The organism is Thermoactinomyces sp. DSM 45892 (assembly GCF_900107305.1).
Classification (GTDB): domain Bacteria; phylum Bacillota; class Bacilli; order Thermoactinomycetales; family Thermoactinomycetaceae; genus Baia.
In genome coordinates, this window is the sequence record NZ_FNPL01000001.1 from 191,059 (window position 1) to 217,077 (window position 26,019).

The 26,019-nt window shown below is 40.6% G+C and carries 27 protein-coding genes; 8 read left to right on the forward strand and 19 right to left on the reverse strand.

Features of this window, described 5'->3' with window-relative positions:
- Positions 1–79 precede the first annotated feature (79 nt).
- Both BLU58_RS00925 and BLU58_RS00930 read left to right on the forward strand, forming a co-directional pair.
- Complete coding sequence (locus BLU58_RS00925) at positions 80–1,576, forward strand: DUF6056 family protein (RefSeq protein ID WP_255404553.1); 1,497 nt, start codon at positions 80–82, stop codon at positions 1,574–1,576.
- Between the two features lie 118 nt (positions 1,577–1,694).
- Positions 1,695–3,170 carry a UDP-N-acetylglucosamine 1-carboxyvinyltransferase gene (locus tag BLU58_RS00930; protein WP_218122166.1) on the forward strand — a complete coding sequence of 492 codons (1,476 nt, stop codon included), beginning with the start codon at positions 1,695–1,697 and terminating at the stop codon, positions 3,168–3,170.
- 89 nt (positions 3,171–3,259) lie between these two features.
- Here the strand turns inward: BLU58_RS00930 and BLU58_RS00935 are convergent, their stop codons facing one another.
- The 14 genes from BLU58_RS00935 to BLU58_RS00995 form a co-directional block, all read right to left on the reverse strand.
- A complete protein-coding gene (locus BLU58_RS00935; RefSeq protein ID WP_093290355.1) occupies positions 3,260–4,327 on the reverse strand; it encodes an acyltransferase in 1,068 nt (355 codons plus the stop codon).
- 85 nt (positions 4,328–4,412) lie between these two features.
- Positions 4,413–8,696, reverse strand: coding sequence for a PolC-type DNA polymerase III (locus BLU58_RS00940; RefSeq protein ID WP_093290356.1), 4,284 nt, complete (start codon positions 8,694–8,696; stop codon positions 4,413–4,415).
- Between the two features lie 194 nt (positions 8,697–8,890).
- Positions 8,891–9,034 (reverse strand): hypothetical protein, encoded by a 144-nt coding sequence (locus tag BLU58_RS16240; protein ID WP_176786426.1) that lies wholly within the window; start codon positions 9,032–9,034, stop codon positions 8,891–8,893.
- A 68-nt stretch (positions 9,035–9,102) separates the two neighbouring features.
- Entirely contained in the window at positions 9,103–9,303 is a 201-nt protein-coding gene (locus BLU58_RS00945) for a hypothetical protein (RefSeq protein WP_093290357.1), read from the reverse strand.
- A gap of 172 nt (positions 9,304–9,475) precedes the next feature.
- Entirely contained in the window at positions 9,476–10,054 is a 579-nt protein-coding gene (locus BLU58_RS00950; protein ID WP_093290358.1) for a SpoIIIAH-like family protein, read from the reverse strand.
- Between the two features lie 15 nt (positions 10,055–10,069).
- Positions 10,070–10,702 (reverse strand): stage III sporulation protein AG, encoded by a 633-nt coding sequence (spoIIIAG, locus tag BLU58_RS00955; RefSeq protein ID WP_093290359.1) that lies wholly within the window; start codon positions 10,700–10,702, stop codon positions 10,070–10,072.
- A 15-nt stretch (positions 10,703–10,717) separates the two neighbouring features.
- Entirely contained in the window at positions 10,718–11,347 is a 630-nt protein-coding gene (gene spoIIIAF / locus BLU58_RS00960; protein WP_143123652.1) for a stage III sporulation protein AF, read from the reverse strand.
- Position 11,348: 1 nt separating this feature from the next.
- Positions 11,349–12,545 (reverse strand): stage III sporulation protein AE, encoded by a 1,197-nt coding sequence (spoIIIAE, locus tag BLU58_RS00965; protein WP_093290361.1) that lies wholly within the window; start codon positions 12,543–12,545, stop codon positions 11,349–11,351.
- A gap of 13 nt (positions 12,546–12,558) precedes the next feature.
- Positions 12,559–12,948: a stage III sporulation protein AD gene (gene spoIIIAD / locus BLU58_RS00970; protein ID WP_093290362.1), complete on the reverse strand. Its 390-nt coding sequence runs from the start codon at positions 12,946–12,948 to the stop codon at positions 12,559–12,561.
- 16 nt (positions 12,949–12,964) lie between these two features.
- Positions 12,965–13,171: a stage III sporulation protein AC gene (gene spoIIIAC / locus BLU58_RS00975; protein ID WP_093290363.1), complete on the reverse strand. Its 207-nt coding sequence runs from the start codon at positions 13,169–13,171 to the stop codon at positions 12,965–12,967.
- Between the two features lie 10 nt (positions 13,172–13,181).
- Positions 13,182–13,700: a stage III sporulation protein SpoIIIAB gene (gene spoIIIAB / locus BLU58_RS00980; RefSeq protein ID WP_176786427.1), complete on the reverse strand. Its 519-nt coding sequence runs from the start codon at positions 13,698–13,700 to the stop codon at positions 13,182–13,184.
- Positions 13,693–14,673, reverse strand: coding sequence for a stage III sporulation protein AA (gene spoIIIAA / locus BLU58_RS00985; RefSeq protein ID WP_369813678.1), 981 nt, complete (start codon positions 14,671–14,673; stop codon positions 13,693–13,695). The genes spoIIIAB and spoIIIAA overlap by 8 nt, the downstream gene beginning before the upstream one ends.
- A 140-nt stretch (positions 14,674–14,813) precedes the next feature.
- Positions 14,814–15,227 carry a DoxX family protein gene (locus tag BLU58_RS00990; RefSeq protein ID WP_093290366.1) on the reverse strand — a complete coding sequence of 138 codons (414 nt, stop codon included), beginning with the start codon at positions 15,225–15,227 and terminating at the stop codon, positions 14,814–14,816.
- Between the two features lie 142 nt (positions 15,228–15,369).
- Positions 15,370–16,686 (reverse strand): helix-turn-helix domain-containing protein, encoded by a 1,317-nt coding sequence (locus BLU58_RS00995; protein WP_093290367.1) that lies wholly within the window; start codon positions 16,684–16,686, stop codon positions 15,370–15,372.
- 220 nt (positions 16,687–16,906) lie between these two features.
- Here BLU58_RS00995 and BLU58_RS01000 point away from each other — a divergent pair, with 220 nt between their 5' ends.
- Positions 16,907–17,206 carry a hypothetical protein gene (locus tag BLU58_RS01000; protein WP_093290368.1) on the forward strand — a complete coding sequence of 100 codons (300 nt, stop codon included), beginning with the start codon at positions 16,907–16,909 and terminating at the stop codon, positions 17,204–17,206.
- A gap of 170 nt (positions 17,207–17,376) precedes the next feature.
- Here the strand turns inward: BLU58_RS01000 and BLU58_RS01005 are convergent, their stop codons facing one another.
- The 3 genes from BLU58_RS01005 to BLU58_RS01015 all read right to left on the reverse strand — a co-directional run bounded on the left by BLU58_RS01005 (position 17,377) and on the right by BLU58_RS01015 (position 19,834).
- Complete coding sequence (locus BLU58_RS01005) at positions 17,377–18,000, reverse strand: glycosyltransferase (RefSeq protein WP_093290369.1); 624 nt, start codon at positions 17,998–18,000, stop codon at positions 17,377–17,379.
- A gap of 16 nt (positions 18,001–18,016) precedes the next feature.
- Entirely contained in the window at positions 18,017–19,228 is a 1,212-nt protein-coding gene (locus BLU58_RS01010; protein ID WP_143123653.1) for a hypothetical protein, read from the reverse strand.
- Between the two features lie 174 nt (positions 19,229–19,402).
- The gene (locus BLU58_RS01015) at positions 19,403–19,834 is read right to left on the reverse strand and encodes a CD1247 N-terminal domain-containing protein (protein ID WP_093290371.1); all 432 of its coding nucleotides are present in this window, start codon (positions 19,832–19,834) and stop codon (positions 19,403–19,405) included.
- 145 nt (positions 19,835–19,979) lie between these two features.
- Here BLU58_RS01015 and BLU58_RS01020 point away from each other — a divergent pair, with 145 nt between their 5' ends.
- The 5 genes from BLU58_RS01020 (at position 19,980) to BLU58_RS01040 (ending at position 24,303) form a co-directional block, all read left to right on the forward strand.
- Positions 19,980–21,260 carry an MFS transporter gene (locus BLU58_RS01020; protein ID WP_093290372.1) on the forward strand — a complete coding sequence of 427 codons (1,281 nt, stop codon included), beginning with the start codon at positions 19,980–19,982 and terminating at the stop codon, positions 21,258–21,260.
- A 15-nt stretch (positions 21,261–21,275) separates the two neighbouring features.
- On the forward strand, positions 21,276–22,076 hold the full coding sequence (locus BLU58_RS01025; RefSeq protein WP_093290373.1) for a phosphosulfolactate synthase: 801 nt from the start codon (positions 21,276–21,278) through the stop codon (positions 22,074–22,076).
- A complete protein-coding gene (locus tag BLU58_RS01030; RefSeq protein ID WP_093290374.1) occupies positions 22,073–22,810 on the forward strand; it encodes a 2-phosphosulfolactate phosphatase in 738 nt (245 codons plus the stop codon). Before BLU58_RS01025 ends, BLU58_RS01030 begins: the two co-directional genes overlap by 4 nt.
- 70 nt (positions 22,811–22,880) lie before the next feature.
- Positions 22,881–23,336, forward strand: a complete 456-nt coding sequence (locus BLU58_RS01035; protein WP_093290375.1) for a DUF441 domain-containing protein — start codon at positions 22,881–22,883, stop codon at positions 23,334–23,336.
- 97 nt (positions 23,337–23,433) lie between these two features.
- Positions 23,434–24,303: a DegV family protein gene (locus BLU58_RS01040; protein ID WP_093290376.1), complete on the forward strand. Its 870-nt coding sequence runs from the start codon at positions 23,434–23,436 to the stop codon at positions 24,301–24,303.
- Between the two features lie 58 nt (positions 24,304–24,361).
- Here the strand turns inward: BLU58_RS01040 and efp are convergent, their stop codons facing one another.
- Together efp and BLU58_RS01050 are read right to left on the reverse strand one after the other, a co-directional pair.
- Positions 24,362–24,919, reverse strand: a complete 558-nt coding sequence (gene efp, locus BLU58_RS01045; RefSeq protein WP_093290377.1) for an elongation factor P — start codon at positions 24,917–24,919, stop codon at positions 24,362–24,364.
- Positions 24,920–24,947: 28 nt separating this feature from the next.
- Positions 24,948–26,018 carry a M24 family metallopeptidase gene (locus BLU58_RS01050; RefSeq protein WP_093290378.1) on the reverse strand — a complete coding sequence of 357 codons (1,071 nt, stop codon included), beginning with the start codon at positions 26,016–26,018 and terminating at the stop codon, positions 24,948–24,950.
- Between the last annotated feature and the right edge of the window lies 1 nt (position 26,019).

The window sequence follows — 26,019 nt, forward strand, 5'->3', positions numbered from 1 at the left end:
TATAATAAAATAAGAGATTTATTGTTATCAAGTAGTGTATACTACTAAAAAATCACCTAAGGAGACTTCTATAGTGACAATGCTGCAACGCTACTTGGGACATCTTCCCTTTCTTATCCTTTTTCTCGGAATATGGGGCATTAACCAATTTACATTTCTGTACGGGGATGATCTACGTTATGCAACTTATTTGGGATTAGAGCCACATATTTATGATCATCCTGTAACGTTATATCAGATTATCCAAACTCAACTTCACGATTATTTACATATGAACGGACGATTCATCGTAAACGTTTTCACCATTCTCACCGTACTTGACGGGATCGAGTTTTGGAGGTGGATGAATCCCATCCTCGTGACGGTTCTTGCATATGCGCTATTTTATCTCGTATTTGTTCGATTTCCACAACGAAAAGATCTCGTACTCACGACCCTTACTACATCTCTGTTTTTCTTCATACATATCGTTATTTTCAAACAAACCCTTGCATACGCCACGGGGGCATTTAACTATGTCTACCCCATGATTTTTTTATTTGCCACTCTAATCTATTTTCGAAAGCAAGACTTGAGGGAACCTATTACAACAAAGTGGAAATATGGACTTGTATTGCTTTGTTCATTTTTAGCTGGTTGGTCACAAGAACAGATTTCTGCTATTGGTCTGTTGCTACTCTTGGTATGGTTCGCGAAACGAATATGGCTTAAAAACAAGGTTCAAATCGCGGACTGGCTACTTCTTATCTCCTATGTCGCTGGGGCTCTCTTCCTATTTTTAGCGCCTGGTCCAAGGTTACGGGCTCAGATGCCAGGATTAGAAGCGTACAATCAACTCTCTTTTTTTTCTAAGATAAAAAAGACATTACCTGAAGTATTACATTTTTTTATATACCAACAATCTATTTTCATGCTATTTGTAGTCGTTTTATCTGCCATCTTATGTTATCAGATTTCAAAGAAGGCCCACTTCCTTTTATTTATCTGCGTTCCTCTTATCCCGTTCATTTTATCCATCCCATTTTTTAGTACTGGTCAAATCGCTTCATTCCTGACTGGGAGTCGACTTATGACTGTTGTAATCGGACTTTTTACTGCACTCACCATCATCGGACTAAATGCTTTTATTAGTTGGAAAGAAAAGAATGATTTCTATCTTGTTCTTGCTCTTGGATTTATCTCGATTAATTTGATTATGATCTTCACACCCTCTACCTTTGGCGGACGCGTCGCCTTTCCTGCTATCCCATTTGCAATCTGCTTAATCATCTTATTATGGTCTAACATTCCATTTCGTGCTTTTCATGTCCCTGTTGTCTGGATATTGACGATTTGTGCGTTAATAAATATCATATTTGTCTTTCGAGAGTATCAATTTAATGCAAAAATTCATTTAGAAAGAAAACAAATCATGTTACAAACGAAGGGACAGAAGAACACCGTTATCACTCTCCCGCTCCTTCGAAATAAGCAGTACGCCGGCTATGAGATTCATGACTACTCTTGGGCTCTGCAAGCATATCGGGATTATTATCGAATGGATCCCTCAGTGAAGATTCTCTTTCAAACAAAATAGTGTACGATTTGTGAAAGAAAGTAAGATCTGCTCAAAATGCTTTAGAAATGATATACTTCTTAATCATAACGTAATAGCAAATTTCATATTTATCTATTACAAAAAGGAGGCATTTCTAGTGCCAAACCAAATAAAGAATGAAACAGAAAAATTATTTGATCAGATAATGAACCAAATGGAAAATAATAGACAAAACCTAAGTGTGGATATGTTGACACATATTAATGGCTTGCTACATAAAGACCAAAAAGAATCAGGTCATTCCGAAAATCCTAATACGTTAAACATTCGTGTCCACGGTGGGAAACCACTTTCAGGCGAAATCGAAGTAAAAACCAGTAAGAATGCAGCCGTTGGTCTACTCTGTGCGTCATTGCTAAACAAAGGTACCACAACCCTGCGAAACCTGGCACGTATTGAAGAGGTTAATCGGATTATTGAAGTTCTCACAAGTTTGGGTGTTCAAATACAATGGCTCAACAACCAAAATGATTTAAAAATCACCCCTCCTGAGCGATTGCTCATCGAAAGCATCAATATGGAAGCAGCTCGAAAAACAAGGTCTATTATTATGTTTCTAGGACCACTCCTACATGTTTTCAATGACTTCGAACTCCCTTATGCCGGTGGGTGTAATTTAGGAAAGCGTACCATTAAGCCCCATCTTGACGGTTTAAAACACTTTGGATTAGAAGTAGATGCCTCTCAAAATGGCCTGTATAAAGCACATGTAAATCCTCGCCAGCCGAAAAAGCCGATTGTCATGATCGAGCGCGGAGATACAGTAACAGAAAATATCCTCATGGCTGCGGCACTTTCTACAGGGACCACGATCATCCGCAACGCAAGTCCTAACTATATGGTTCAAGACTTATGCCTATTTTTACAACAATTTGGCGTTACAATTGAGGGAATCGGAACCACAACTCTTAAAGTAACTGGGGTAGAAAATATAAATCAAAACGTAGAATATTACCCTAGCGAAGACCCGATCGAGGCTATGAGCTTACTAGCTGCAGGCATCGTTACAAAGTCGCAGATTACGATACGCCGCGTGCCAATTGAATTCCTAGAAATCGAACTACTTCTACTTGAAGAAATGGGACTACAGTATGAGATGAGCGAAGAATATGTTGCCCATAACGGCTACACACGTTTGGTAGATCTGGAGATCAAGCCATCCGAATTGAATGCGCCGACAGACAAAGTCCATCCCCTTCCTTTCCCAGGGATCAATATCGATAACTTACCATTCTTTGCTTGTATTGCCGCGACCGCTCATGGCCGCACATTGGTACACGACTGGGTATATGAAAACCGTGCCATTTACTTAACCGAGCTAACCAAGTTAAATGCAAAGGTTGAGCTACTTGACCCACATCGTGTCTATATCGAAGGGCCAACGAGATGGAAAAGCGCCGAAGTGATCTGTCCACCCGCACTACGGCCTTCTGTAGTCATTCTACTAGGGATGCTTGCAGCAAAAGGAACATCCACCCTGCGCAACACCTACTCCATTGCCCGTGGATATGAAGACTTAGTAAATCGGCTAAATTTACTAGGTGCTGAAATTGAGATATTTGGTGGAAATTAAATAGCGAAAAAGGAGGACTCAAGCTTTGATTTAGGCTTGGGTCCTCCTTTATTAGTATCTGGAGCTACGTATTTAGATTGATTCATCATCTAGTTAGAGATATCCAACTTTTTCTTTGCGAAAAACCTCTTTACTATTTGTAACCCCTCGTACGCTAAATAAGCAGTGACGAATACAACAGGAGTATACACCATTTGCCATGTGATGGACCTATCCAATCCATCCGTTCCTAATAAGAAGAAAAGATGAATGGTCAACTTAACAAAGAGCATATGGATCACGTAAATTCCCACAGACTTGCTACCGATCTTAGTTAAATAGGATCCTCGACCTAATAATGGCTTAGAAAGGGAAAATAAAAAGAGGGCAGGTACAGCAATCATTGTAGATAGAAAGTATTCCTTCCAAACGGCCTCTAGATAGTAAGTACTAATATAGCATTCGACAATACTCGTGAGCGAAAAGAAGAAAAACAAGCCCAAATATATCTTGGGATATTTCAGCCATCTTCCAATTCGTTCCATATTATATCCTATTACACTGCCTAATGTAGTATAGAACAAACCAAAGAATAGAGCATCGCGTGTCTCGATAGATAAATCATAGATGACAGAGTACCCTTGCCCCAAAAAGCCAATCAAGTGTAGTGCCAGACTAATGGCCAACAAATAGGTGATATATCTTCTTTTCACGATAAATATGATTGAAATACAGACAATAAGTGCATTTAAATACCATAGGTGATTAATTCCGTAGTAAATGATATCCCATACATCTTCGAATGTATGATCTGTAAAGATCTCCTTTCTCCAATAGGTCCCCTTCGCAAGATTAGTAGATATATTTAATATGATCCCCAGTAGTAGATAAAATATTGTCCATGTAACAAGAAGTTTCCCAATCTTATACATGTATTTTTTATAATACTGTACTTGACCACTATATTTGAGATTCATCATTTTCTGGGAAAAAAGATATCCTGAGACTAAGAAGAAAAATGGAACAGCAAATCTAGAAAAGGCATCTAATGCAAGATCTAGGTACTTTCCTTTCATGCCTAATAGGTTATCCACTTTTTGAAATGGGTTTGTGTGTATAACTACTACAGCAATGGTAGCAAAAAATTTTAATAAATCGATTGAGTAGTTCCGTTTCATGTAGCACCTCTGATCAATATACACGTCTAATATAGGCCGAGAAACCTACTAATTACTAGTAGCCCTCTCGGCCTTCCTTCATTTTTTAAAACAACGTCAACTGATTGCTCTGTGGTAGTCCCTCCATACATCCCATCAACCTAAGCAAATCAATCGTAGTAGAACTTGCCTTGGTTCGCTGTTGGAAGTCGTCAATCGAGAGGAAATCTCCACTTCCACGAGCTTCCATAATCTTATAAGCAACGCTCTCCCCTAAACCCTCGAGTGATTTGAACGGTGGGATCAGGGTTTTATCACCCTCCATGACGAATTGGGTGGCATGGGAGCGATATATGTCAATCGGTTTAAATGTAAAGCCTCTTGCAAAGTATTCCTGTACGAGTTCGAGCGTAGTATATAGACTTTTTTCCTTCGCAGAGGCGGAAAAGCCCTTATCTTTAATCTCTTTCATCGTTTTCTCGACGTGAGTAGGTCCCTTTAAGATCACTTCACAGTCAAATCCGTCAATCATGCGATAGAAGAAGGCGGCATAGTAGTGGATCGGCTGATACACTTTATACCATGCAATCCGTACAGCCATCGTCACATAGGCAACCGCGTGGGCACGAGGGAACATGTACTTGATTTTTTTACATGAATCAATATACCACTCGGGCACTTTATTATTGCGCATAGCTTCTTCGAATTCGTGAGAAAGCCCCTTCCCTTTCCGTACCTTCTCCATGATATCGAAGGAGAGCTTTGGCGGGAGACCTTGATACATCAAGTAGCTCATAATCTCGTCACGTGTACAAATCGTTTCGGAAAGCTTATGACCCTTCTTGACTAACTCTTGCGCATTCCCAAGCCATACGTCTGTACCATGTGATAGACCCGAAATTCTCACTAATTCGGAAAACGTAGTAGGCCTTGTCTCTTCGAGCATCTGTCTTACAAAACCCGTACCAAACTCAGGGATTCCGGTTGTCCCGACCTTAATTCCGTTTACATCCTCAGATTTAATTCCCAACGCACTAAGTGAGTTAAAAATACTAAGCACTTTGGGATCATCAAGCGGTAAATGAAGCGGGTCGATCCCTGATGTATCTTGTAGCATTCGCAAGGTAGTAGGATCTTGGTGAGCTAGCAAGTCCAGTTTCAAAAGTCGCCCTTCAATCGCTTTATAGTTAAAGTGAGTGGTCTCTGTTTTCGCATTCATGTCGTCAGCCGGATATTGAACCGGCGTAAACTTTAAAACGTCGCTTCCTTGCGGGACAACCATCAATCCACCTGGATGCTGGCCCGTTGTCCGTTTGACATCAACGCATCCCTCTGCTAGACGTTGGATTTCGGCGAAACGAGGATTTTTGCCTTGTTGTTCCGCATATTTCTTCACATATCCAATCGCTGTTTTTTCTTTCACCGTCGCGATGGTTCCTGCACGGAAGATTGACTGCTTTCCTAACCATTCCTCGGTGTACTCATGAATTCGACCTTGATACTCACCTGAAAAATTCAAATCGATATCGGGCGTTTTATCTCCTTCAAAACCAAGGAACGTCTCAAACGGAATATCCTGTCCATCTTTATCTAGCTTCGTGCCGCACTTCGGGCAATCTTTTTCTGGTAGATCGAAGCCAGAGTCAACACTACCATCTAAGATAAACTCACTATACTGGCACGATGAACATACATAGTGTGGTTGGAGAGGGTTTACTTCGGTAATGTTACTCATCGTTGCGACAAAGGAAGACCCAACAGAACCACGAGAACCTACTAGGTATCCATCCTCATTTGACTTCATAACGAGACGGCGAGAGATGATATAAATAACCGCAAATCCGTTTCCAATGATACTTTTCAGTTCCTTTTCCAGTCTTGCCTCTACAATCTCAGGTAAGGGACTTCCATACTTCGCCTCTGCATTTTCGTAACACGAGTTTCGCAACTCTTCCTCTGCTCCCTCTAACTTCGGCGCATGTAGATCATCTGGAAATGGCTTCAATTCTTCCATCATATCGGCAACGAGGTGTGTATTGGTAATCACCACTTCTCTCGCTTTCTGGCTACCTAGATATGAAAACTCTTGTAACATCTCGTTCGTCGTACGTAGATGAGCTGGCGAAAGATCGTCTGTAAATCGACCTCCACTCTGATTCCGATACAGAATCGTCCGATGAATAGCCTCTTCGGGATTTAGATAATGGGCATTGGAAGTTGCTACCACAGGCTTCCCTAGCTTTTCTCCCAATTGAACAATCAGTCGATTAGCCGCTCTCAGTTGCTCTGGACTGGCAACGAAGCCTTTTTCCACCAAATGCATATTTACATCAATCGGTTGAATCTCTAGGTAATCATAAAAGCTTGCTATCTTCTCTGCATCTTCAGGACTTTTATTGAGAGCCGCATCAAATAACTCGCCTTTCTCACAACCTGAACCGATCACTAATCCCTCCCGAAACTCTTCTAATTTACTACGTGGAATTCGGGGTACTCGGTAGAAATATTCTGTATGAGCAATCGAAACAAGTTTATATAAATGATAGAGCCCTGTTTCGTTCTTAGCAAAAAGGATAACATGGTAAGGCCTTGAGCGCTTCACATCAATAAAGTCTACATTTTGATTTAAATCTTCCAGTGTAAATAATTTTCGCTTCTCTGCTTCCTGTGCCATTTTCCAAAACACATACCCAGTCGCTTCCGCATCGTAAATCGCACGGTGATGCTGCTCAAGATGGACATCCAGATGCTTAGATAAGTTATTTAGACGGTGATTCTTTAATGATGGATACAAAAAACGCCCTAATTCTAGAGTGTCTATAACAGGATTCATCACTTGGGGACCATGTATTCGATTGACAGCTTGTTGTAAAAAGCCCATATCAAACCGGGCATTATGAGCAACGAGCACACTATCGCCGATAAAATCAAGAAACCTAGCTACTACCTCATCCACTTCTGGTGCATCAACCAGCATACTATCGGTAATATGAGTCAGCTCAATGATTTTCGGGGCTAATGGACGATGTGGATTGGCAAACTCAGAAAATGTATCGATCACTTTGCCATTGTGAATTTTAACCGCTGCTAGCTCGATAATCACATCATGTATAGCTGAAAGCCCTGTCGTCTCCACATCAAACACCACATACGTCTCATCTACTAGATTTGTAGGACGTGGATTCATCGTTACCGGCACTGCATCATCCACGATATTGGCTTCCATTCCAAATAGTAGCTTGATACCTGCATCTTTAGCCGCTTCATAAGCCTTCGGGAAGCCTTGAACACCACCATGATCCGTAATCGCTACCGCTTTATGCCCCCACTTTGCTACCTTTTTTACGAAATCGCTCGGTGCAAGTAATCCGTCCATAGGAGACATAGATGTATGTAAATGTAACTCGATTCGTTTCTCCTCTGCATCATCTTTTCGTACAGGGGAGGAAATTTCTTGCAGATCGTTTACCATAAAACAGAGTTCTCGGGAAAATGTATCAAACTGTACATCACCACGAATTTTAACCCAGTCGCCATTTCGAATCTGTTGAAACACCTGTGCTTGCTCCTTATCTCGAGCAAAACACTTACAAGAAATCGAATCTGTATAATCCGTGATATTAAAAGTTAAGAGTTTACGTCCACTTTTTAATTCGCGAATCTCTGCCTTAAAAATCTTGCCTTGTACCGTTACTCGTCGATCTTCTTCTTGAATGGTTTGAATCTGGACCGACTCATTCCCAATGTGCACTCCAAGCTTTTTCGCCACTTCTATAGTAGGCGCTGCTACATCGGCTAGTGTCGCGGCCCTTTCTCGCTCTGCTTCCCTCACTTGTTCGATGAGCATCTGCTCTTCCTCTGACCGCTTTTGCAATAACTCTGTGCGGTAATCCGCTTGATTTTGCTCGCTCATCAACCGAACCTTCATCTGACTCCCTGTGTACTCTAGGTAGTAACGAGCCACATGATCAGCAATCTGCAACTTCTCCGCCATCGCTTGGACAGCCGGATTCGGCAGTTGGATACAAATCTCATTCTCCTGAAGCACCCACTCCGCCTTCCCTAGCCAAGCCGCCGCAGAACGGGTATGATTTTCATTAATTTGCTTTTGAATAAAGGTTTTCGCTTGTTGCAAAGCAACCTGATGGTCGATTGATTGATATTGATAATGAACTTGAACCGTCCATTCCTTATAGTGGTTCATCAATGATTGAGCAAATTGATGGGTAAGCTCAATCGGAATCAGCTTAGGAAACTCCATAAACAAATCCCAAGTATTTTGCCGCTCACTCACTTCTACTCGTAATATTCGTCCATTTTTATAGTAGTTGGTATACCATTCTCTTGGTAATTTCGCTTCCTTAAAAAGGTTGATCATCGGATCATACATGATTTTAACCTACTCCCTATCTCTGTAATCAACCGTTATACAATGACTTTCATTCTATCAAATAATGCTAGATTCATCTAGAAATACGGGCGAAAAATAAAAACTCCTTCTAGGGAGGAGTTCAAGTTTAGAATCTGTTAGGTTGTAGGAAGCCCTAACCTTTATCCATACTGAAACCAATCTTTTACATAGTACTACACTAGAGCACGGACATAAGAAGGTACGTGATAAGGAATGCTTGCTTCTGTAAATGGATTTATATACGTACCATCATATATTTCGATTACAAATACATTGGGATTCGTAGTCAGTATCTTTCCTTCCACTACCTCATTCAAAAAATAAACCTCCACGTTTTCCCCCACGTGTGCTTGTAACAAATTCCGTAAATTCAATACAGTCATCCCTAGGCAAGAATCGCACGAATGCTCACAATTGGAATCATGACTAAATACCCATTACTTTCTTCCAACTGAATCCCATCCGATCCTACTATTTGTAGTTCGCCTGTGACAACCCCTGAATCCGTCATAATGTTTACTGTTCGGTGCAAACATTCGCATGGATCAAGCAAAATACCGTCAAAAATATTTTCTAGGGAACTCACTCAATCACATCCCTTTCTTCCAATCTACCAACTATTGTATGAATTTGTTGGTGATTCGGAACGAACATTCACCTAAAAAATGCGAGGATAGTGGGGTGAACAGTTCCATTATCCTCCACTGGATCGGTTATGAGATCGTGATCGAATCCGAATCCCCAAATCCTATCCCGTCTCACGAATGGGAACTAACCGTGACTTGCAAACCTTCAACATTGCTATTCTGCTTCACTAAATCCATCACCTTTACCACTTGACTCGGAGTCAATTTCGCTGTTTTCACGATCACATCTACATGATCCTCATTCGTCACAACAACCGCATCTGCAAATTTTAGCTCTTTACAGATAAGGTCTTCTAACACACCCTCTTGCTTCTCCGTTTTGTTTAATTGCTCAACCTTTTTACTAGCAGACTCTAGTTGATTTTTGGTCGCTTTGGGGTCCATCATCATTTTGTAGTTTTCCTCTAGTAATTGCTGGCGGAGATATTCCCTGTTTAATTGATGTCCGACGAAATAATCAGACCCTTTTTGCTGCTTAGCATCCTTGGTATCCGTTTTCGCTGTTGCTGAGGCTGGTTTGTTTGCCGCCTTAATATCTACTGCAATTTCACTTTTATTTAAAATTTCTTCCGCCTTTTTTGCCATCTGACCTGCAGGTTCCACTGGACCCGAAACGATATAGTAAGCAGATAAAACAACCATAAGTGATAACATCGTCACCAACCAAATCGTCTGTTTGTTCATGTTCATATGAAATTCCTCCTTTTATCCTTTGGACAATACTTCAATTCGGTGAATCGGGAGATCTAGGACCCGTTGAATCGCTTGTAGTACAATCGCCTTCACTTGTAGGTCTTCTACTCCACGTGCTACTACTAAAACCCCACGAACTCTTGGTTTTAATCGTTTGACAACAAGGGGCTTTTCTCCACTTCCATCACGGTACATGGCAGTTTTATTATTTGTGTTATTTTGTTGAGTCGATCTTGTTCCACCTTTGGGATCCGTTTCGGTTGTCGTTTGTACGTTTTGTTGTGTCTCATTTTGAATGACTTCTTCTTCGGTAGAATCTAGATTAACCACAACATCCACATCACTAACCCCTACCACTTTGCTAAGGATATTGGCTAGTTCCTGTTCATACTCAGCCTCGTACTTCTGCATAATCGTACCTTCAGACATCTTTGCCTGAGCGGGTTGAGCAGAATTCTTCGATGTGAGTAGACCCCTTTCATTTCCAGGAGGCATCGCATCTTCCTCCGGTTGAAAAAACGAGGAGACGAGCATGGCTCCGATTCCAAAGAAAACGAGTAGGAGAAAGAGAAAAAATCGCTTACGCTTCTGGTTGTTTCCTCCACCCACTTTATCGCCCATTTTTTCAAATAACTTATCAAACATTGATTTCCCCTCCTCCTACTCTAATTGGACCTCCACTTGCTCCGCAGTCAGATTCCACGTTTGCTGGATAAAGCTTTGAATCTTTTTACCAGTCTCGTTTGAAGTAGATTCCGTAGGTGTGGGCTCATTTGATGGAAGAATGGATACTTCTTGAACCGGCTTTACCTGTTTCGCAGAGGCATCTATCGCTTTCTCTCTCACAACAAGATGGATCTTCTCAATATGAGGGTTTTCTGTTGTGAATTGAGCCACTACATCAGCCGACACCACCTCCATAGCAAATCGATCCGGTATATTTTTCTTCATCCACGTCTCCATAGACTGTTTCGTTTTCTGCTGAATTACTTGATCTTGTTGCTTTTTTAGCTGATTTGTTTGCTCGTTTATATCTGCAAGCGACTTCATCTCAGGGACTGCCACTACTGCCTTGTTCGCATCAAAGAAAGCAAGCTCGGTCAGATTCAAGTTTTCACTTAGTAATTTGAATATGGGAGATAAGATCGCCATCAAGATGAGGAGGCCCATTACCAATTTGACGTACTTCTCCATCGCATTACTAGGTAACAACATGTCTAAAAACGTAGCTACAAGCACTAGCAAAATAATTTGTTTGAGCCAATCACCCATCCATTCGATGTGTCTCACCTCATCTCATCATCAGTGATATATTCCCAGATGTAATCACAATCGTAATTGCAAGGAAAAACATAAGCCCTACAGCAGCCAATGCGGCAAAGACGAAAATCAAGGTTTTCCCTATCGCTGACAAACTTTCAATCACCGGACTATTTCCCAAAGGCTGCATAATCGCCGCCGAAAAGTTATAGATAAAAGCCAGTGTAAGAATTTTCAGTGCAGGGAACGCACAGATCATGAGCAAAATCACAACCCCAGCTAAGCCAATCGTGTTCTTCATCAATAAGGAAGCTCCCGCAACCGTATCTGCCGCTTCTGAAATGGTTCTCCCTACAACCGGGACAAAATTTCCTGTTATATACTTGGCTGTACGGATCGTCACTCCATCTGCTACGGCTGTGGTAGCCCCTTGGATCGAGATGACACCTAAGAAAATCGTTAACAATCCTCCTAGTACCGTAATCGCAACTTTTCTCAGTAAGCCCGCTAGTTGATTTACCTTATATTTGCTTGAAATCGTACTAACAACAGCCAAAATCGTTGAGAAAAAGAGAAGCGGAAACACAAATGTATAAATGATCGTGCCAATTACATGAATCATAAAGATGATTAAGGGATGAAATAAGGTAACGGACGTCAAATTCCCCATCGATCCAAGCAGGGTTAAGAGGAGCGGCACAAGCGCAAACATAAAATGAATCATTTTCTCAATGGCACTCTTAGCGGCTTCGATGGCAACTGAGAAACTATCTACAGCTAGGACGACGATGACCAAGAACACAATGGCATACGCCACTTTGCTCACCTGATTATTTTCAAAAGCATTTTGCATCGTTTGGAGCAACATACTAAAAACGGTCAGAACCACGATAGCACCAAGTAATTTGCCATTGTACATCACTTCATGGAAGAAAAACTTAGCAAAAGCCGTAAAGAATGCTTTAAAGCTAATCTCTTTTTCTTGAAATAAGAGATCAAAAAAACCTGGCACCTTCCCCTCAAAATACCTTCCATACTCCGTTTGAAGTTGATTCCAAAACGACTCTACCTCTTGCGTCTGGAGTTGATCCAGTTGGGAGCGAACCACTTCTTTGGTTAAGTTAGCAGGGGTGGGAGTGGGTTCTTCCCCGTTCGCTAATGCAGAACTTGGATTCAAGTTGACGATGAGGAGAAAGAGAGCAAGAATCATCCATCCAACTCTCTGCATAAGCGAACCTCCTTTACGTGGGTAAAATCGAAACAATGGTCTCAATAATGACGGTAATAATCGGAATCGCCATCACCATAATTAATACCTTTCCAGCTAGCTCAATCTTAGAAGCAATAGAACCTTGTCCAGCATCTCTGGTAACTTGAGCCCCAAACTCAGCAATATACGCAATCCCAATAATTTTTAAGATCGTTTCTAGGAATAGATTGTTCACATGAGCTTGAGTAGCTAAATTCTCCAGAATGCGGATTACATCGGCAATCTTCCCAGCTAGAGCGAGAAAGATCATAATTCCCACAAACGTAGCTAACAAGAAAGCAAAGATTGGCTTTTGTTCTTTGACGACTAAGATGAGGATCGTAGTGATTAAACCTAACCCCACCACTTGCAAGATTTCCAAGTGGATCGCCTCCGTTCTACATTCGGAACAAGAACACGTTCTTAATCGTGGTAAATAAGTCTTGGATTAGCATCGCAACCATAAATAAGACCACTCCAAAGCCGAAAAGCGTTACCCAATGAGCAAAGTCTTCCTTCCCCATCTGTTTTAAAATGGTATGAATCATAGCGACAATGATTCCAATCCCAGCAATCTGGAACACAGCATCAATGTTGTATGGCATTATGTACCTCCTAATACATCAAGATGATCAATAGTGCCCCGGCAAGGATTCCTAGCGTTTTGAACATTTTCTCGTACTGGATCTGCTCTTCCTGGGCTCTATGCTCCTCGATCTCCAAATTGCTCTTTGTTACTGCTAGATTTTGTAATTGATCCTGCCGATCAGAGATCCCCAGTGTCTTACAAAAATCCAAGATCACTTGCTTCTCTGACTGTTTCATACAAGTGGCTCCCCAATTACTCTCGATTGCCTGAACAAAACACTCATAGGTAGAAGCACCGTCTAATTGGAGTAAATTTTGATGAGCCTGTTGAAAAATTGCTTGTACAAAACCGTCCATTCTTGCCGCAATCGATTGGCAGGCATCAATCAGAGTTCGGGTCCCATAACCAATTTCCGTTTCTAGTAGTTGAAGAGCGGATCGAACCTGACGGATCTGCTTGGGTCTTTCTGCAAACGTACGAGCATGCTGAAATCCAGCCCATGTTGTTCCAATCAAGATAATGCATGCACCAAGTAGCTTAAGCATAGGAAGCCCACTCATTTTTTTTAGATGGATAGGTCATCTGTTTACCCGATCCATTGTAAATCGCCTCGATCGTTCCAGGGCCTCGTCTACGCGATAGTAGGATGACTCGATCAAAAATTCCTTGCTTCAATAGATCGCCCAACTCCACCCGACGCGATACTTCTTCCCATGTATGTCCATGTGCAGTCGAGATTACCTTTACTCCCGCATGAATCGCTTCATGCATAGCATATAGATCTTCTAGCCTTCCGATCTCATCAACAATCATGACATCGGGAGACATCGAACGAATCATCATCATCATCCCTTCTGCTTTGGGACAACCATCTAAAACATCTGTCCTCGGACCTACATCGTGTTGAGGTACGCCTCCTACACAGCCAGCGATTTCGGAACGTTCATCTACAATCCCGATTTTCTTGGATGGATATTTCTTTTCATCACCTAAACTAATCAGGCGAGCTAAATCGCGAAGCAAAGTTGTTTTTCCACATTGAGGCGGCGATACGATCAGAACATTATGCAAATTTCTGTTAGATCCAAACAAAATGGGTAGCAATTCTTCACCTACCCCTTTTACTTCTCGTGCAATGCGAATATTAAATCCTGTTACATCTCGCAGATGCTTGACTCTGCCCTGTTCCATCACCACTTTCCCTGCTAATCCCACACGATGCCCACCTTCAATGGTGATATATCCCCTTCTAAGTTCCTCCTCCATCGCATACAAACTGTGATTGCTGAGGAGATTTAGTAACTTGGCACATTCTTCACGACTGGGTAAAACAGAATCTTTCGGTATTTTATTCAACTGGCGACGGTAACTGACAAACCACGATTGTTCGGATGTAATCACTTCTAAAGGACGATTTTGTCTAATGCGTATTTCTTCTAGGCTTCCTAGAATCGTACGTGGAAGTGATTGAATGATTTCGCGGATAGACAGTGGAAGAATCTGATAAATCGGTTTCAGCATCCAAAAACACCTCCTGTCCAATACTCTCTTTATTCCTCAATGTATGGCTTGTATCGTTTGTTTATGACAAGCTCTCTTGAAGGCAATAAAAAAGAACTAGCTCGTGAAAGCTAGTTCGAGTGAAAAACCAAATCTCATTATCCTCTTTTTTTACTTGAAAACAGTGAATCAACAGCAAGAAATCTACTTCCATTCAAGGCAAGATAAATCGCAATTGCTAATAGGGCAAGATCAAATTCATATCCAGCCGATTGTCCATTTCCCATAAAGCCAGCTGATAATTTCACAGAGAAAATCGCGCCAATCATAACAAAACCGTTTAAGATCGCAATGACTCTCGTACCCAGTCCAATTATAAGGAGGATTCCTCCTACTAGCTCAATCGTCGCAACAATATAAGCTAAGAATCCGGGTAATCCAATACTCGCGAACCAACCAGAAACTCCATCAATTCCACCAGAAAATTTAGACCAACCGTGTATGAAAAAAGTTAGCCCTAAAATAATGCGAAGAACAAATGCTCCCCACTCCACTTGTCTATTCTCTGTCATCTACTATACACCCTTCCATTTTTATAACCAAGTAAACTTATAAACAATATAGTGGTTATGATTTGTAAGTCATTATACTTAAAGTAAGTAACTTATGTCAACACCGATATTTTCCATGTACTGGATATAGAAAAAGCAAGGCTTAATGCCCTGCTTTCTCTCTCAACTCTTGCTCAAAAGCAAATTTCTCGATCAAGCTGTCCATAAATTTCGGATCATCTTCCAATGTCCTATACGTCTCAGCTAGCCGTTCCAACACGAGCAGCCGAATCTGGGTACTACCTTTTTTGGCGATTTCTTTCGCTTGCAGATACTGATTTAATCCATTTTCTAGCTGATTCAATTCTACCTGCAAATCTCCAAGATAGACATATGCTTTTGCTAAACTAGTAAAGTCATTCCACCGCTTGCTAAGGAAGACGACTTGTTCGATTTTTTCTCTTGCTGCTTCATACTGCTGCTCTTTTAGATAGAACATACCATATTCAAGATATGTCTGTACCACAAGGGAGCGCTCTTTAATCCGATCTTCTAAAGCAAGAGCTGTTCGATACGCAACATCAGCAAACTCGATTAATCCCTGTTCATGATATACATTTGCCAGCATTAACCAACATTCACAAACTAATGAATACTCCCCGTTTTCCCCACACCAACGTATCGCTTCTTCTAGTAATTGAATCGCTTCTTTGTTAAGACCTAGTGCCCGAGACAATCTCACCTTACCCATATATAATTGGATAATCAGATAGGAGGAACGTATCAATGGGACCTCACTCCAAAAAGAAGAGTAGAAGTAATACGCTTCATTCATTCTCTCTAGCTGAATTAAGCATAGAACACGAAGCCCTGCCAATGTTAGCTCAGCATCTTTATTTTTCTTACGCTTCTCTCCTTCTTCAATCCACTCCATTCCACGATCTGCTACTTCAAGGGCTTGTTCATAACTCTTCAATAGATACAGAGAATGGCAAATCTCACGATAACACTCTAACTCAAGCGGGTGATGGACGTGAGCCACCTTTGTAATGCGCAGAACCATCTGATACTCCGAAATCGCTTTTTCGTAGTCTTCTTGGGAAAAATAATATTTCCCTTTCGAAAAATGGTAAAAATGAGCCAGAGCATGTGTTTCGGATAAACGATTCTTTTTAAGCCATTCCCAAGCCCGTTTGCTATTTCCAGAAGAAATCCATGTTTCAACGGCCTTTAACTCTAATAAATACAAGTCATCTTTCTGCTTTTGTTTGGTTTCCAATGCATTTAATTGATGGAAGTCGATCCCTAACTTCTCTAACAGATACCTAACCTTTTCCTCTTTTACATGCGAGTATCCACGCTCAATGTTACTAATCGTGGAAACGGAAATCTGATCATCTGCTAAATCCTCTAAGCGAAGACCTCGCTCTTTTCGATAAGAGCGAATCGTTTCTCCTAGTTCCATAGTAGATAATTGCATCCTACTCTTCCTTTCTTTTTTATAATTGCAAAATTAGATATGTATTTTTTTGAAAAAACACCCTGTTTAATACCTTCTGAATGTTTATTCCAAATTTATAAAAATAGTTTGAATATGTGGTATATTTATTATGTAAACTCTTGCCAAAAGTTGTCAGCTTGAGTATAATCAAAAGCGTGATCCACCATATTCTCATCATTCAGATTAGAGGTGTTTTTTCTTGTTAAAACTACTTGTACAAGGCTCTCAAGACGAGCTTTCTCGATTTTTCCTCCAATTTCGGACTCATAAAGAGTTTATTGTACACCCAGATTCCATTCAGTGGCAAGAAGAAAATTCAGAAAACGTGCAATTGTATGTCTCTTTTGATTTCTGTCCAGAGTCCCGAGAAAATCTTACCATACAAATGATGACAGAAAAAGGGACAATTGTAAAATTAGATCTACTAGATGGTATTGTCACCCGCTTTGATGATGGTAAGACTTACATAAGGGGTAAGCTCTATGATATTTTTGGATAAAAAAACTCATTGAGGTAACCCAATGAGAAAAAATAGTACAAACCTAACTCCGATTTTATCATAAAATTCTGCCACAATAAAGAGATGAGGAGAATTTTCCTATCCTTACATATAAGGGAGTGTGAAAGGCTTGGATGCCCCTCACACTCCCTTATATTGTCCTTTCTTCATTATAAATCATATTCCTGCTTGAGCGCTTGTAACATGATATGGTTTTCCAACCCTTTGTATCTGCCCTCTCTTTTAAACATATAATCATAGTAATAAAGAATTTTTGGTATTTTTTCTTGCTTTTGGATTTGATCACGAACCTGAACAGCCCATGCTGTATCTTCTCCAAAACTCAGATCTAAATAGCGATACTGACTAGCTAATTTCCTAGAAAAACACATAATGTGATTAGGGTTCCGATAGTAATATTGTTCATCTTCTAATTTGTCTTTCCCATACATTACATCGTACTTGCAAATTTTCTTAATGATTCCACCTAAGCTTACCTGAACATCAAACGTAATACAGTCTGCATCTGGAGTTTGACGAATAGCGGACATTAGCGAATTAATATAATCAGTGGAAACTCGATCGTCATCATCAACAAACACAACAAAATCACCTTTTGCTTGCTGAATCAAGTCATTCCTCTTAGTCCCAATTGATCTCCTCTTATTATCGACGAAAATAAGGATCTCCACAGGAAATCGCTCAGATTGTCTCTGTAATTCATTTACTAATCGAGCTAAGCAACTTGCCCTTTCAGGAATCGATGGAATCAAGATAGACAGTTTTATATCCACGTGATCCCCTCCTCCTTCAACCCTTAATCATTTCACCACTCTTACTATAAAACACGGGATGATAACAACTAGCAAGAACCGGGATATTCTTACTTGAAAACGGTTGCTCATAGTGATTTACTTCAGAGTGAAACAGACAACAGAACTTACTTTGATGATGGCTTAGTAACCACATCTCAGGTGCTAGATAATCTGGACCTATCTCCGCATCTAGCTGCTTTATGTACTCACTATTCGCCCACCAAAAATTCCCTGAAAAATGAGGCTTAGGTGATGGCAAATAATTAACACCACAGGCATCAACGCTTCCCAGATGTTTTAAACACATTTCATGATGATCGATTAATACCGTTTCCATCAAATGAACCCAATCCCGTACATATGATTCAACAAACGTTCCGAATCGAGCCACTCCTTTAGTGTGCATATATAAAATCTGTACATTATGCGGACTTTCAGTACAATACTGATGCAACCACTGTAGCGTAGGGCGCTCAAAATCATGTGTCTGAGGTAGGATTCTTATTTTCATGGTATCATCTGCTTTTGAAAGCATATTCACCTCTCGTAAGATATCCTCAACATGTTTTTCGTCATTTGCACGTTCAGTAACAAATGAGATATAAATAGAGTCCATTTTCTCATACAATCCTGATGATTGCAGCCGGCCAATCTGCCTTTTTACAATTTCTAACCAATTATTAATCTCAAACACATGCATAAAACAAACCGTTTTATCCAATTTTCTCAATAGGACTTGCTGGACCTCAACTTTGTCTCGTACAAATCCGATCACTCTTTTTACCCATCCTTGACTCTCTATCCCTTCCAATACTTCCTTTTGAGACTGAATCAAAACCCTTTTTGCATAGCACATCAAATGTTTAGGCTTACTATTAAAACCAAACCCTGCTTTAGAATTCCAGTTATAAGCTACATTAAAAGCAATGCAATCGGCATTTGGATGCTGAAAAATCTCATCAAGTATGGTTGCAATGTAATCCTCTGATAGCAAATAATGATCATCTATAGAAGCAATAAACTCTCCCTGAGCCAGATTCAATAACGTCATCTGCTGTTCATCCATCGAACGTAATTGATTATCCATTAACATCAGTACTTCTACTGGACGATCACAAGCTTGCTTCTCCAACTTTCTCATCATTTCCATAGAACCTGTAAGTCGTTCTGGTGTAGAGTACACTAAAATTGATAGCTTAATATCCAACTTGATCTCCCCCGAAATCATCATTTTTAACGAACTCTCTGTTATCTCATTTATAGTTATATGAATACATTTGCAGGTTAATTCTTAATCTTCTCCATTAACACTTGGTTTTGTCACACAAAAAAGGAACTTAAGGCTTGTCTCTTAAGTCCCTGTTTATGATATGAATCTGATTTAATCGATACTCTCTTCATCTACTCCACTATTATCTGGTTCGATATCGGAAGCATCTTCTACAATCAAAACCGTGTGACATTCTGGGCATAACAACTCTATTTCAGCATCTGCTACGTCTTCATAATCTACATATACGTCTTCTCCACACTCGGGACATACGATACATAGCTCATCTTCATCATTCTCATCAACATCATCTTCATCGTCGTACACTAGTAACTCCATGTCATTTAAATCATCATCAATGGATTCCACATATTCCTCTAACTCTAAGAATCGATGCTCTAGATGTTCATTTGCTTCTAACAGTTCATCCACAATATCTAAAAGCCTTTGAATCGCTTTCCCCTCTGGATGACTGCTTTCTTGGTTGGCACCTTCCATCAAACCCTGCACATATGAAACCTCTCTGCGTAGACGATCGTACATTACAACCCCACCCCTCATCAAATATCGGTAGCTCTATTTTCACCTTTCGATTCAAAAGAAATACATTTTAGTTGAAATAGGCTATTTTTTCTTTAGTTGGACAGACTAAACAATCAAATGAATTCATAAATGAGGTTTATTACATATGGATCAAAAAGCAAAAGCAACATCTCAGCCAAAAGCAAAAAAATGGATTCTTGCAATCTTATCCTCTATCCCTATCATCATGGTTTTGGGGAACTCTATGTTAATTCCTGTACTACCAACGATTGAAAACGTATATGATGTTTCAAGTGTACAAACAAGCTTATTAATTACTTTATTTTCTATCCCCGCGGGGATCGTGATCCCTTTTGCTGGGATCTTAGCCGACCATATAGGAAGAAAAAAAGTCATTTTCTATAGTCTGCTTATATATGGTGTAGGAGGACTATTAGCTGGATTATCGGCAGTTTGGTTTCCCGAATCATTTGGATTTCTATTGGGGAGTAGAGTGATTCAAGGTATTGGAGCGGCTGGAACAGCACCTATTGCAATGGTATTAGCAAGTGATCTATTTGAAAAAAATGACCGAGCATCTGCCCTTGGAATCATCGAATCCTCTAATGCTATGGGAAAAGTACTAAGTCCCATCATTGGCTCCCTGCTAGCACTCTTTACTTGGTATACGATGTTTTTTGTTTTTCCTATTTTATGTATCCCGGTTGCTTACTTCCTTGTAAAAGTAATTCAAGAACCAACTCAATCTCATGAAAAAACACCCCTTAAACAGTACATCAAACATGTAAAATCAGTATTTCAACGAGAGGGGCGTTGGTTATTCCTTGCTTTTATCATTGGATCTATGACACTATTCACACTTTTCGGCGGGTTATTTCGACTATCCGATTCCATTGATACAAATACTAGCCTGAGCGGGGTTCTAAAAGGATTCGTTTTGGCTATTCCCCTTCTTGCTCTTTGTATCACAGCGTATACAGTAGGGAAAACAATCAAAACCAAAATCGGTCTAATGAAGATACTTATCTTGATTGGTTTAGGATTATTGACGACAACCATCATTTTCATGATCTGGATGAAGTCCATCATATGGATGATCACAATCTTATCCATTAGTGCTATCGCCTGTGGACTCATCCTTCCGTGTCTAAATACATTTATCACTTCTTCTACTGGCACATCAGAACGAGGAATTATTACTTCTTTATATGGAAGCATACGCTTTTTTGGAGTCGCACTGGGACCTACTGTCTACGGCGCTCTGCAAAATCGCCCTTTTCTCCTATTTATTGGAAGCGGGGCTATATTTGCGCTATTATTACTATTATCAGCTTGGCTCATCCACAGTCCCCAACGAATCAATGGAAATCGAGAGGGACATTCAAGGATTTTGATTCGATCCAAGCGCATTCATCCCAGCACTTAGAGAGGAGTTTTAGTAATGGGGAGAAATATATGGGGGGACTGGTTACAAATCCATACGAAGCATCGACAAATCAACAAGCCACGGTCTACCGGGCTAACTATGGTGATGGATAAGGGCCTCGGGATGCGTGCTTTTGATGACCTAATCGAAATCGCTCATCCCTACATCGACTTCTATAAACTAGGATTCGGAACCGCTGCGGTCACACCTTTACGCCTACTAAGAGAAAAAATTGAACGGACTGAGCAGGAGCGTATTCACATCTATCCGGGGGGAACGTTTTTTGAAATCGCCCATCATCATCGATGTACAGACCAGTATTTCCAAGCCTTGCGGGATCATGGGATCAGGTGGATTGAAATATCAGAAGGCACCCTCTCCATACCTCCTAAAGAAAAACGAGATTTGATCCGCAAAGCCCATAAATTAGGATTTTCTGTTATTACCGAGATAGGAAAAAAGGAATCAGGTACCTTTCTGACAGTAGAGGAAATATACACACAAGCTACACTAGATCTGGAAGAGGGTGTACAATTTGTCATTATTGAGGGTCGTGAATCGGGGGTCGATGTAGGTATCTATGATGAAAATGGGAAATTTGATTCTTCTCTGATCCGTGACTTAGTAAATAGCTTACCTCTTAATCAAATCATGTTTGAATCCCCTCTCAAAAAACAGCAAATTCAATATATTCAATCGATTGGGAACGAGGTAAATCTAGGAAACATTGCTCCTACAGAAGTAATCGCCCTTGAAGCTCTAAGACAACATTTGCGCTCAGATACGTTTAATCCCACTATGGAGGTGTACCAATGAACATTCAAACAATCCCTTATGTCCAAGCGTTCAAGCCGAGCGATTATGTAGATCAAACCATTATTGTCATAGACACATTTCGAGCTACTTCCACCATTGTGGCGGCCCTTTCATCCGGAGTAAAGTGTGTCATCCCTGTCAAGGAAATTGAAGATGCCAAGAAATTATGGAAGCCGGGACGTATACTAGCTGGTGAGCGGTTTGGAGCACAGATTGAGGAGTTTTCCCTCGGTAATTCGCCTGTCCATTTTATTCAAGATTCTTCTTGTAAGGGAAAAGAGCTAATCCTTACGACTACGAATGGCACTCGGGCACTGAGCAGGGTCGCCCAAGCAAAACGGGTCTGGATCGGTAGCTTGTTAAATGCGAGATCCATTGCCCAGAGATTGCATATAGAAAACATCTCAAATGTCCTATTTTACTGTGCAGGAACAAGAGGCACGATGTCATTTGAAGATTGTGTTACCGTTGGGGCCATACTAGAGGAATGGCGACAACTGGACTCACAAATTACTCAATCCCCTTCACCTTTTGACGATCTTTCTCTCCTATGTATGAGCAGTTTCCAATTTCTTCACTCTCAAGATCAACTTCATCTATTGCGGGAAAGTAGGGCGGGAAAGCGAAATCACTCTCTTGGGAATGAGGAAGATCTGGATCTATGCCTAAAGATAAATGAATTTAACGTAGTCCCGACTTATGCGCATGGAGTTATTACAGCTTCTATCTTTTGATTTTCATTCTATCCCTGCTCGATCGTGCATAGTTTAGTGATAAAGTCATTATGGACAAGGGGGGCGCGACATGAAAGCAGATCTTATCATTGTAATCTTAATCGTGATCGGGTTATTGGGTCGTTCCCCCATCATTGCTACTGCGGCAAGTTTTCTCCTTATTTTAAAACTTCTCCATCTCGAACGTTTTTTTGACGGTATCGAGCGCCGTGGACTAGAACTTGGATTATTATTTTTAACCATTGCTGTATTGGTTCCATTTGTATCCGGAAAAATAACGTGGCAACAAATCGTGGATGTATTCACTTCGCCCGCCGGGATTTTAGCTTGTATTGGCGGAGCACTTGCTACTTATATGAATGGAAAAGGACTAGACTTATTACGCGTAGATCCCCAATTAGTAGTAGGTCTTGTAATTGGATCTATTTTTGGAATTATTTTCTTGCGAGGCATTCCTGTCGGACCCCTTATGGCAGCTGGGATTACCGCATTTTTTATGGGGGTACTCAAAATATGGTGGCATTAAAACCTCCTACTTCTAAAGATATATAAAGTCATATACATTTTTCTTGAGTCCCTAGGAGAACTCACGTATACTTAGGGCAGTCAAGGGGGTTTTTCTATTGTCCAAAATTGCCATTATTACTGACAGTTCGTGTGATCTACCGAAAGATCTAGTTGCAAGGCTAGGTGTTTCCGTTGTACCGCTTCGTGTGATCTATAAATCTGGGGAATTTCGAGATGGAATTGATATTGAAGCAGCCGATATTTATGAGCGGCTTGAAATAGAAGTTCCAACTACCTCCATGCCTTCACCAGAAGATATTTATGCTACATTTGAAAAAGTACGTTCCGAAGGATTTACTCATTGTCTTGTCATTAGCGTATCCTCTGGATTAAGTGGAACTTATAATACATTTAAACTTATAGCAAACGAGTTTGATGATCTTCATATACACGTTATTGATTCTAAGTACCTTTCTTGGGCATTAGGTTATCAAGTAATAGAAGCCTCTAAATTAGTCCGCGAAAAACTAGATTTTGGCGAAATTGTCCAAAAGATCGAAGCGATGAAGAAGCAAATTTCTGCTTACTTTGTAGTGGACACATTAGAATACCTAAAAGCAGGAGGACGAATCGGACGAGTTTCAGCCCTCTTCGGCTCTATGCTAAATGTGAAACCTATTATTTCAGTAGATGATGATGGTACGTATTTCCCCCTTACAGTAGCTCGTGGAAAAAAACAAGCGATGAAGAAGCTTTATCAGCTTGTACAAGAGCATGTTGACTCCGCTAAGGCAAGTATTGCCATTGTACAAGGACGTGCTGAGAAAGAAGCAGAAGCACTTGCAGATCGAATTCGTCAACTAGGGGATAATATCTCGGATATTTATGTAGGGACTGTAAGTCCTGCCCTCGTTGTTCATGCAGGTCCTGGATTGGTCGGTCTTATTATTAAAGATGAAAGTAAGAGCCCTCTTCTGTCACGATAATCAATAAAAAATATCCTTAACCCGGATGATCTGGGTTAAGGATATTTTTTATTGATTATTATGCACGTGAAACGTATTGACCGCTACGAGTGTCAATTACAAGGCGATCGCCGCGATTGATAAAAAGCGGAACCGTAACGACAAATCCCGTAGATAACGTAGCAGGTTTATTTCCACCTGTCGCTGTATCACCACGGATTCCTGGGTCTGTTTCCACAACTTCCAACTCTACTGTGTTAGGTAGTTGAATTCCAATCGTTTCATGCTCATACGTAACGATTTGAACTTCCATGTTTTCTTGTAGAAAGTTTAGTTCATACTCTAGGCGCTCTGCTGGCAATGAGATTTGATCATAGGTTTCATTATCCATGAACGTGTACTCACCGCCAGACTCATACAAATAGCTCATCCGGCGAGTTTCAATCAACGCTTTAGCTACTTTCTCACCACCACGAAACGTTTTCTCTGTAATATTTCCATTACGAAGGTTACGTAACTTGGAGCGGACAAAGGCAGCACCTTTTCCTGGTTTTACGTGTTGGAATTCAAGAACGGAATAAATATCACCATCAATTTCAATTGTTAAACCTGTACGAAAATCGTTTACACTAATCATCCATCGTTCCTCCTGATGAAACAAAGATCTAGAGTATAATAAGTTCCTTAGTACACTGAGTTAATACTTCGTGACCTGACTCCGTAATTAGAACATCATCTTCAATACGGACTCCACCGAAATCAGAGAGATAAATTCCTGGTTCCACCGTTACGACGTTTCCAGGCTTTAAGACAAGAGAGCCAGCTTGAGAAAGTCTTGGACCTTCATGAACTTCCAGCCCAATTCCATGTCCAGTCCCATGTCCAAAGTGTGCGCCATAACCTCGCTCAGTAATCAAATCACGAGCTACTGCATCTGCCTCCATCCCAGTCATACCTGGACGAAGAGCATCTACAGCCTTTCGTTCCGCCTCTAAAACAATATCATAAATTTCCTTTTGTTTCTCGTTTGGTTTTCCAACCATTACGGTACGAGTGAGATCAGAAACATATCCTTGATAGGCAGCTCCAAAATCAAGGGTAACAAGATCACCCTTTTCAATCACTTTCTCACTAGCCACACCGTGTGGTAATGCTCCTCTCCAGCCAGATGCAACAATAATATCAAACGATGGACCCGTCGCTCCCATCTCCATCATGAGTACCTTCAATCGAAGTTGTACCTCCGATTCCTTTAATCCTGGTTGAATATATTGAATGATCTGTTCAAAAGTACGGTCTGCAATCATAGCCGCATGACGGATGATGGTTAACTCTTCATCCCTTTTTACCATCCGTAATTCTTCTATGATTTGTGCCGCAGGTATGTACTCAATCGAAGAATCTCCTTGAGATAACGCTTGGAATTGAGCAAACGTCATATGCGTTGCTTCAAAACTTACCTTTTTTAGACCAATTTTTTTAAGATTTTCTCGAACCGTGTGCCAAATATCAAGTGATGATTGGAGTTCCAGACGAAAATGTGGACACTCTGCTTTTACTTGATCGATATAACGAAAATCTGTGATGAATACAGCATCCCTTTCCGTCACAATCGCCACACCACTAGAGCCAGTAAAACCAGTGATATATCTACGATTATAAGGATTCGTGATCAAATAGACCTCGATCCCTTGACTCATCATCTTTCTCCGCAAGCTGGCTAGACGTTTTTCCATG

Excerpts from the sequence above, each read along its gene's own strand:
- BLU58_RS00935 (WP_093290355.1), bottom strand. The coding sequence starts at position 4,327 with ATGAAACGGAACTACTCAATCGATTTATTAAAATTTTTTGCTACCATT.
- BLU58_RS01030 (WP_093290374.1), top strand. The coding sequence starts at position 22,073 with ATGAACATTCAAACAATCCCTTATGTCCAAGCGTTCAAGCCGAGCGAT.
- BLU58_RS01035 (WP_093290375.1), top strand. The coding sequence starts at position 22,881 with ATGAAAGCAGATCTTATCATTGTAATCTTAATCGTGATCGGGTTATTG.
- spoIIIAB (WP_176786427.1), bottom strand. The coding sequence starts at position 13,700 with ATGCTTAAGCTACTTGGTGCATGCATTATCTTGATTGGAACAACATGG.
- BLU58_RS00995 (WP_093290367.1), bottom strand. The coding sequence starts at position 16,686 with ATGCAATTATCTACTATGGAACTAGGAGAAACGATTCGCTCTTATCGA.
- spoIIIAG (WP_093290359.1), bottom strand. The coding sequence starts at position 10,702 with ATGTTTGATAAGTTATTTGAAAAAATGGGCGATAAAGTGGGTGGAGGA.
- BLU58_RS00940 (WP_093290356.1), bottom strand. The coding sequence starts at position 8,696 with ATGTATGATCCGATGATCAACCTTTTTAAGGAAGCGAAATTACCAAGA.
- spoIIIAE (WP_093290361.1), bottom strand. The coding sequence starts at position 12,545 with ATGCAGAGAGTTGGATGGATGATTCTTGCTCTCTTTCTCCTCATCGTC.
- spoIIIAC (WP_093290363.1), bottom strand. The coding sequence starts at position 13,171 with ATGCCATACAACATTGATGCTGTGTTCCAGATTGCTGGGATTGGAATC.
- BLU58_RS01015 (WP_093290371.1), bottom strand. The coding sequence starts at position 19,834 with ATGTACGATCGTCTACGCAGAGAGGTTTCATATGTGCAGGGTTTGATG.
- BLU58_RS01025 (WP_093290373.1), top strand. The coding sequence starts at position 21,276 with ATGGGGAGAAATATATGGGGGGACTGGTTACAAATCCATACGAAGCAT.
- BLU58_RS00950 (WP_093290358.1), bottom strand. The coding sequence starts at position 10,054 with ATGAACATGAACAAACAGACGATTTGGTTGGTGACGATGTTATCACTT.
- BLU58_RS00990 (WP_093290366.1), bottom strand. The coding sequence starts at position 15,227 with ATGACAGAGAATAGACAAGTGGAGTGGGGAGCATTTGTTCTTCGCATT.
- BLU58_RS01020 (WP_093290372.1), top strand. The coding sequence starts at position 19,980 with ATGGATCAAAAAGCAAAAGCAACATCTCAGCCAAAAGCAAAAAAATGG.
- BLU58_RS00925 (WP_255404553.1), top strand. The coding sequence starts at position 80 with ATGCTGCAACGCTACTTGGGACATCTTCCCTTTCTTATCCTTTTTCTC.
- BLU58_RS01050 (WP_093290378.1), bottom strand. The coding sequence starts at position 26,018 with ATGGAAAAACGTCTAGCCAGCTTGCGGAGAAAGATGATGAGTCAAGGG.
- efp (WP_093290377.1), bottom strand. The coding sequence starts at position 24,919 with ATGATTAGTGTAAACGATTTTCGTACAGGTTTAACAATTGAAATTGAT.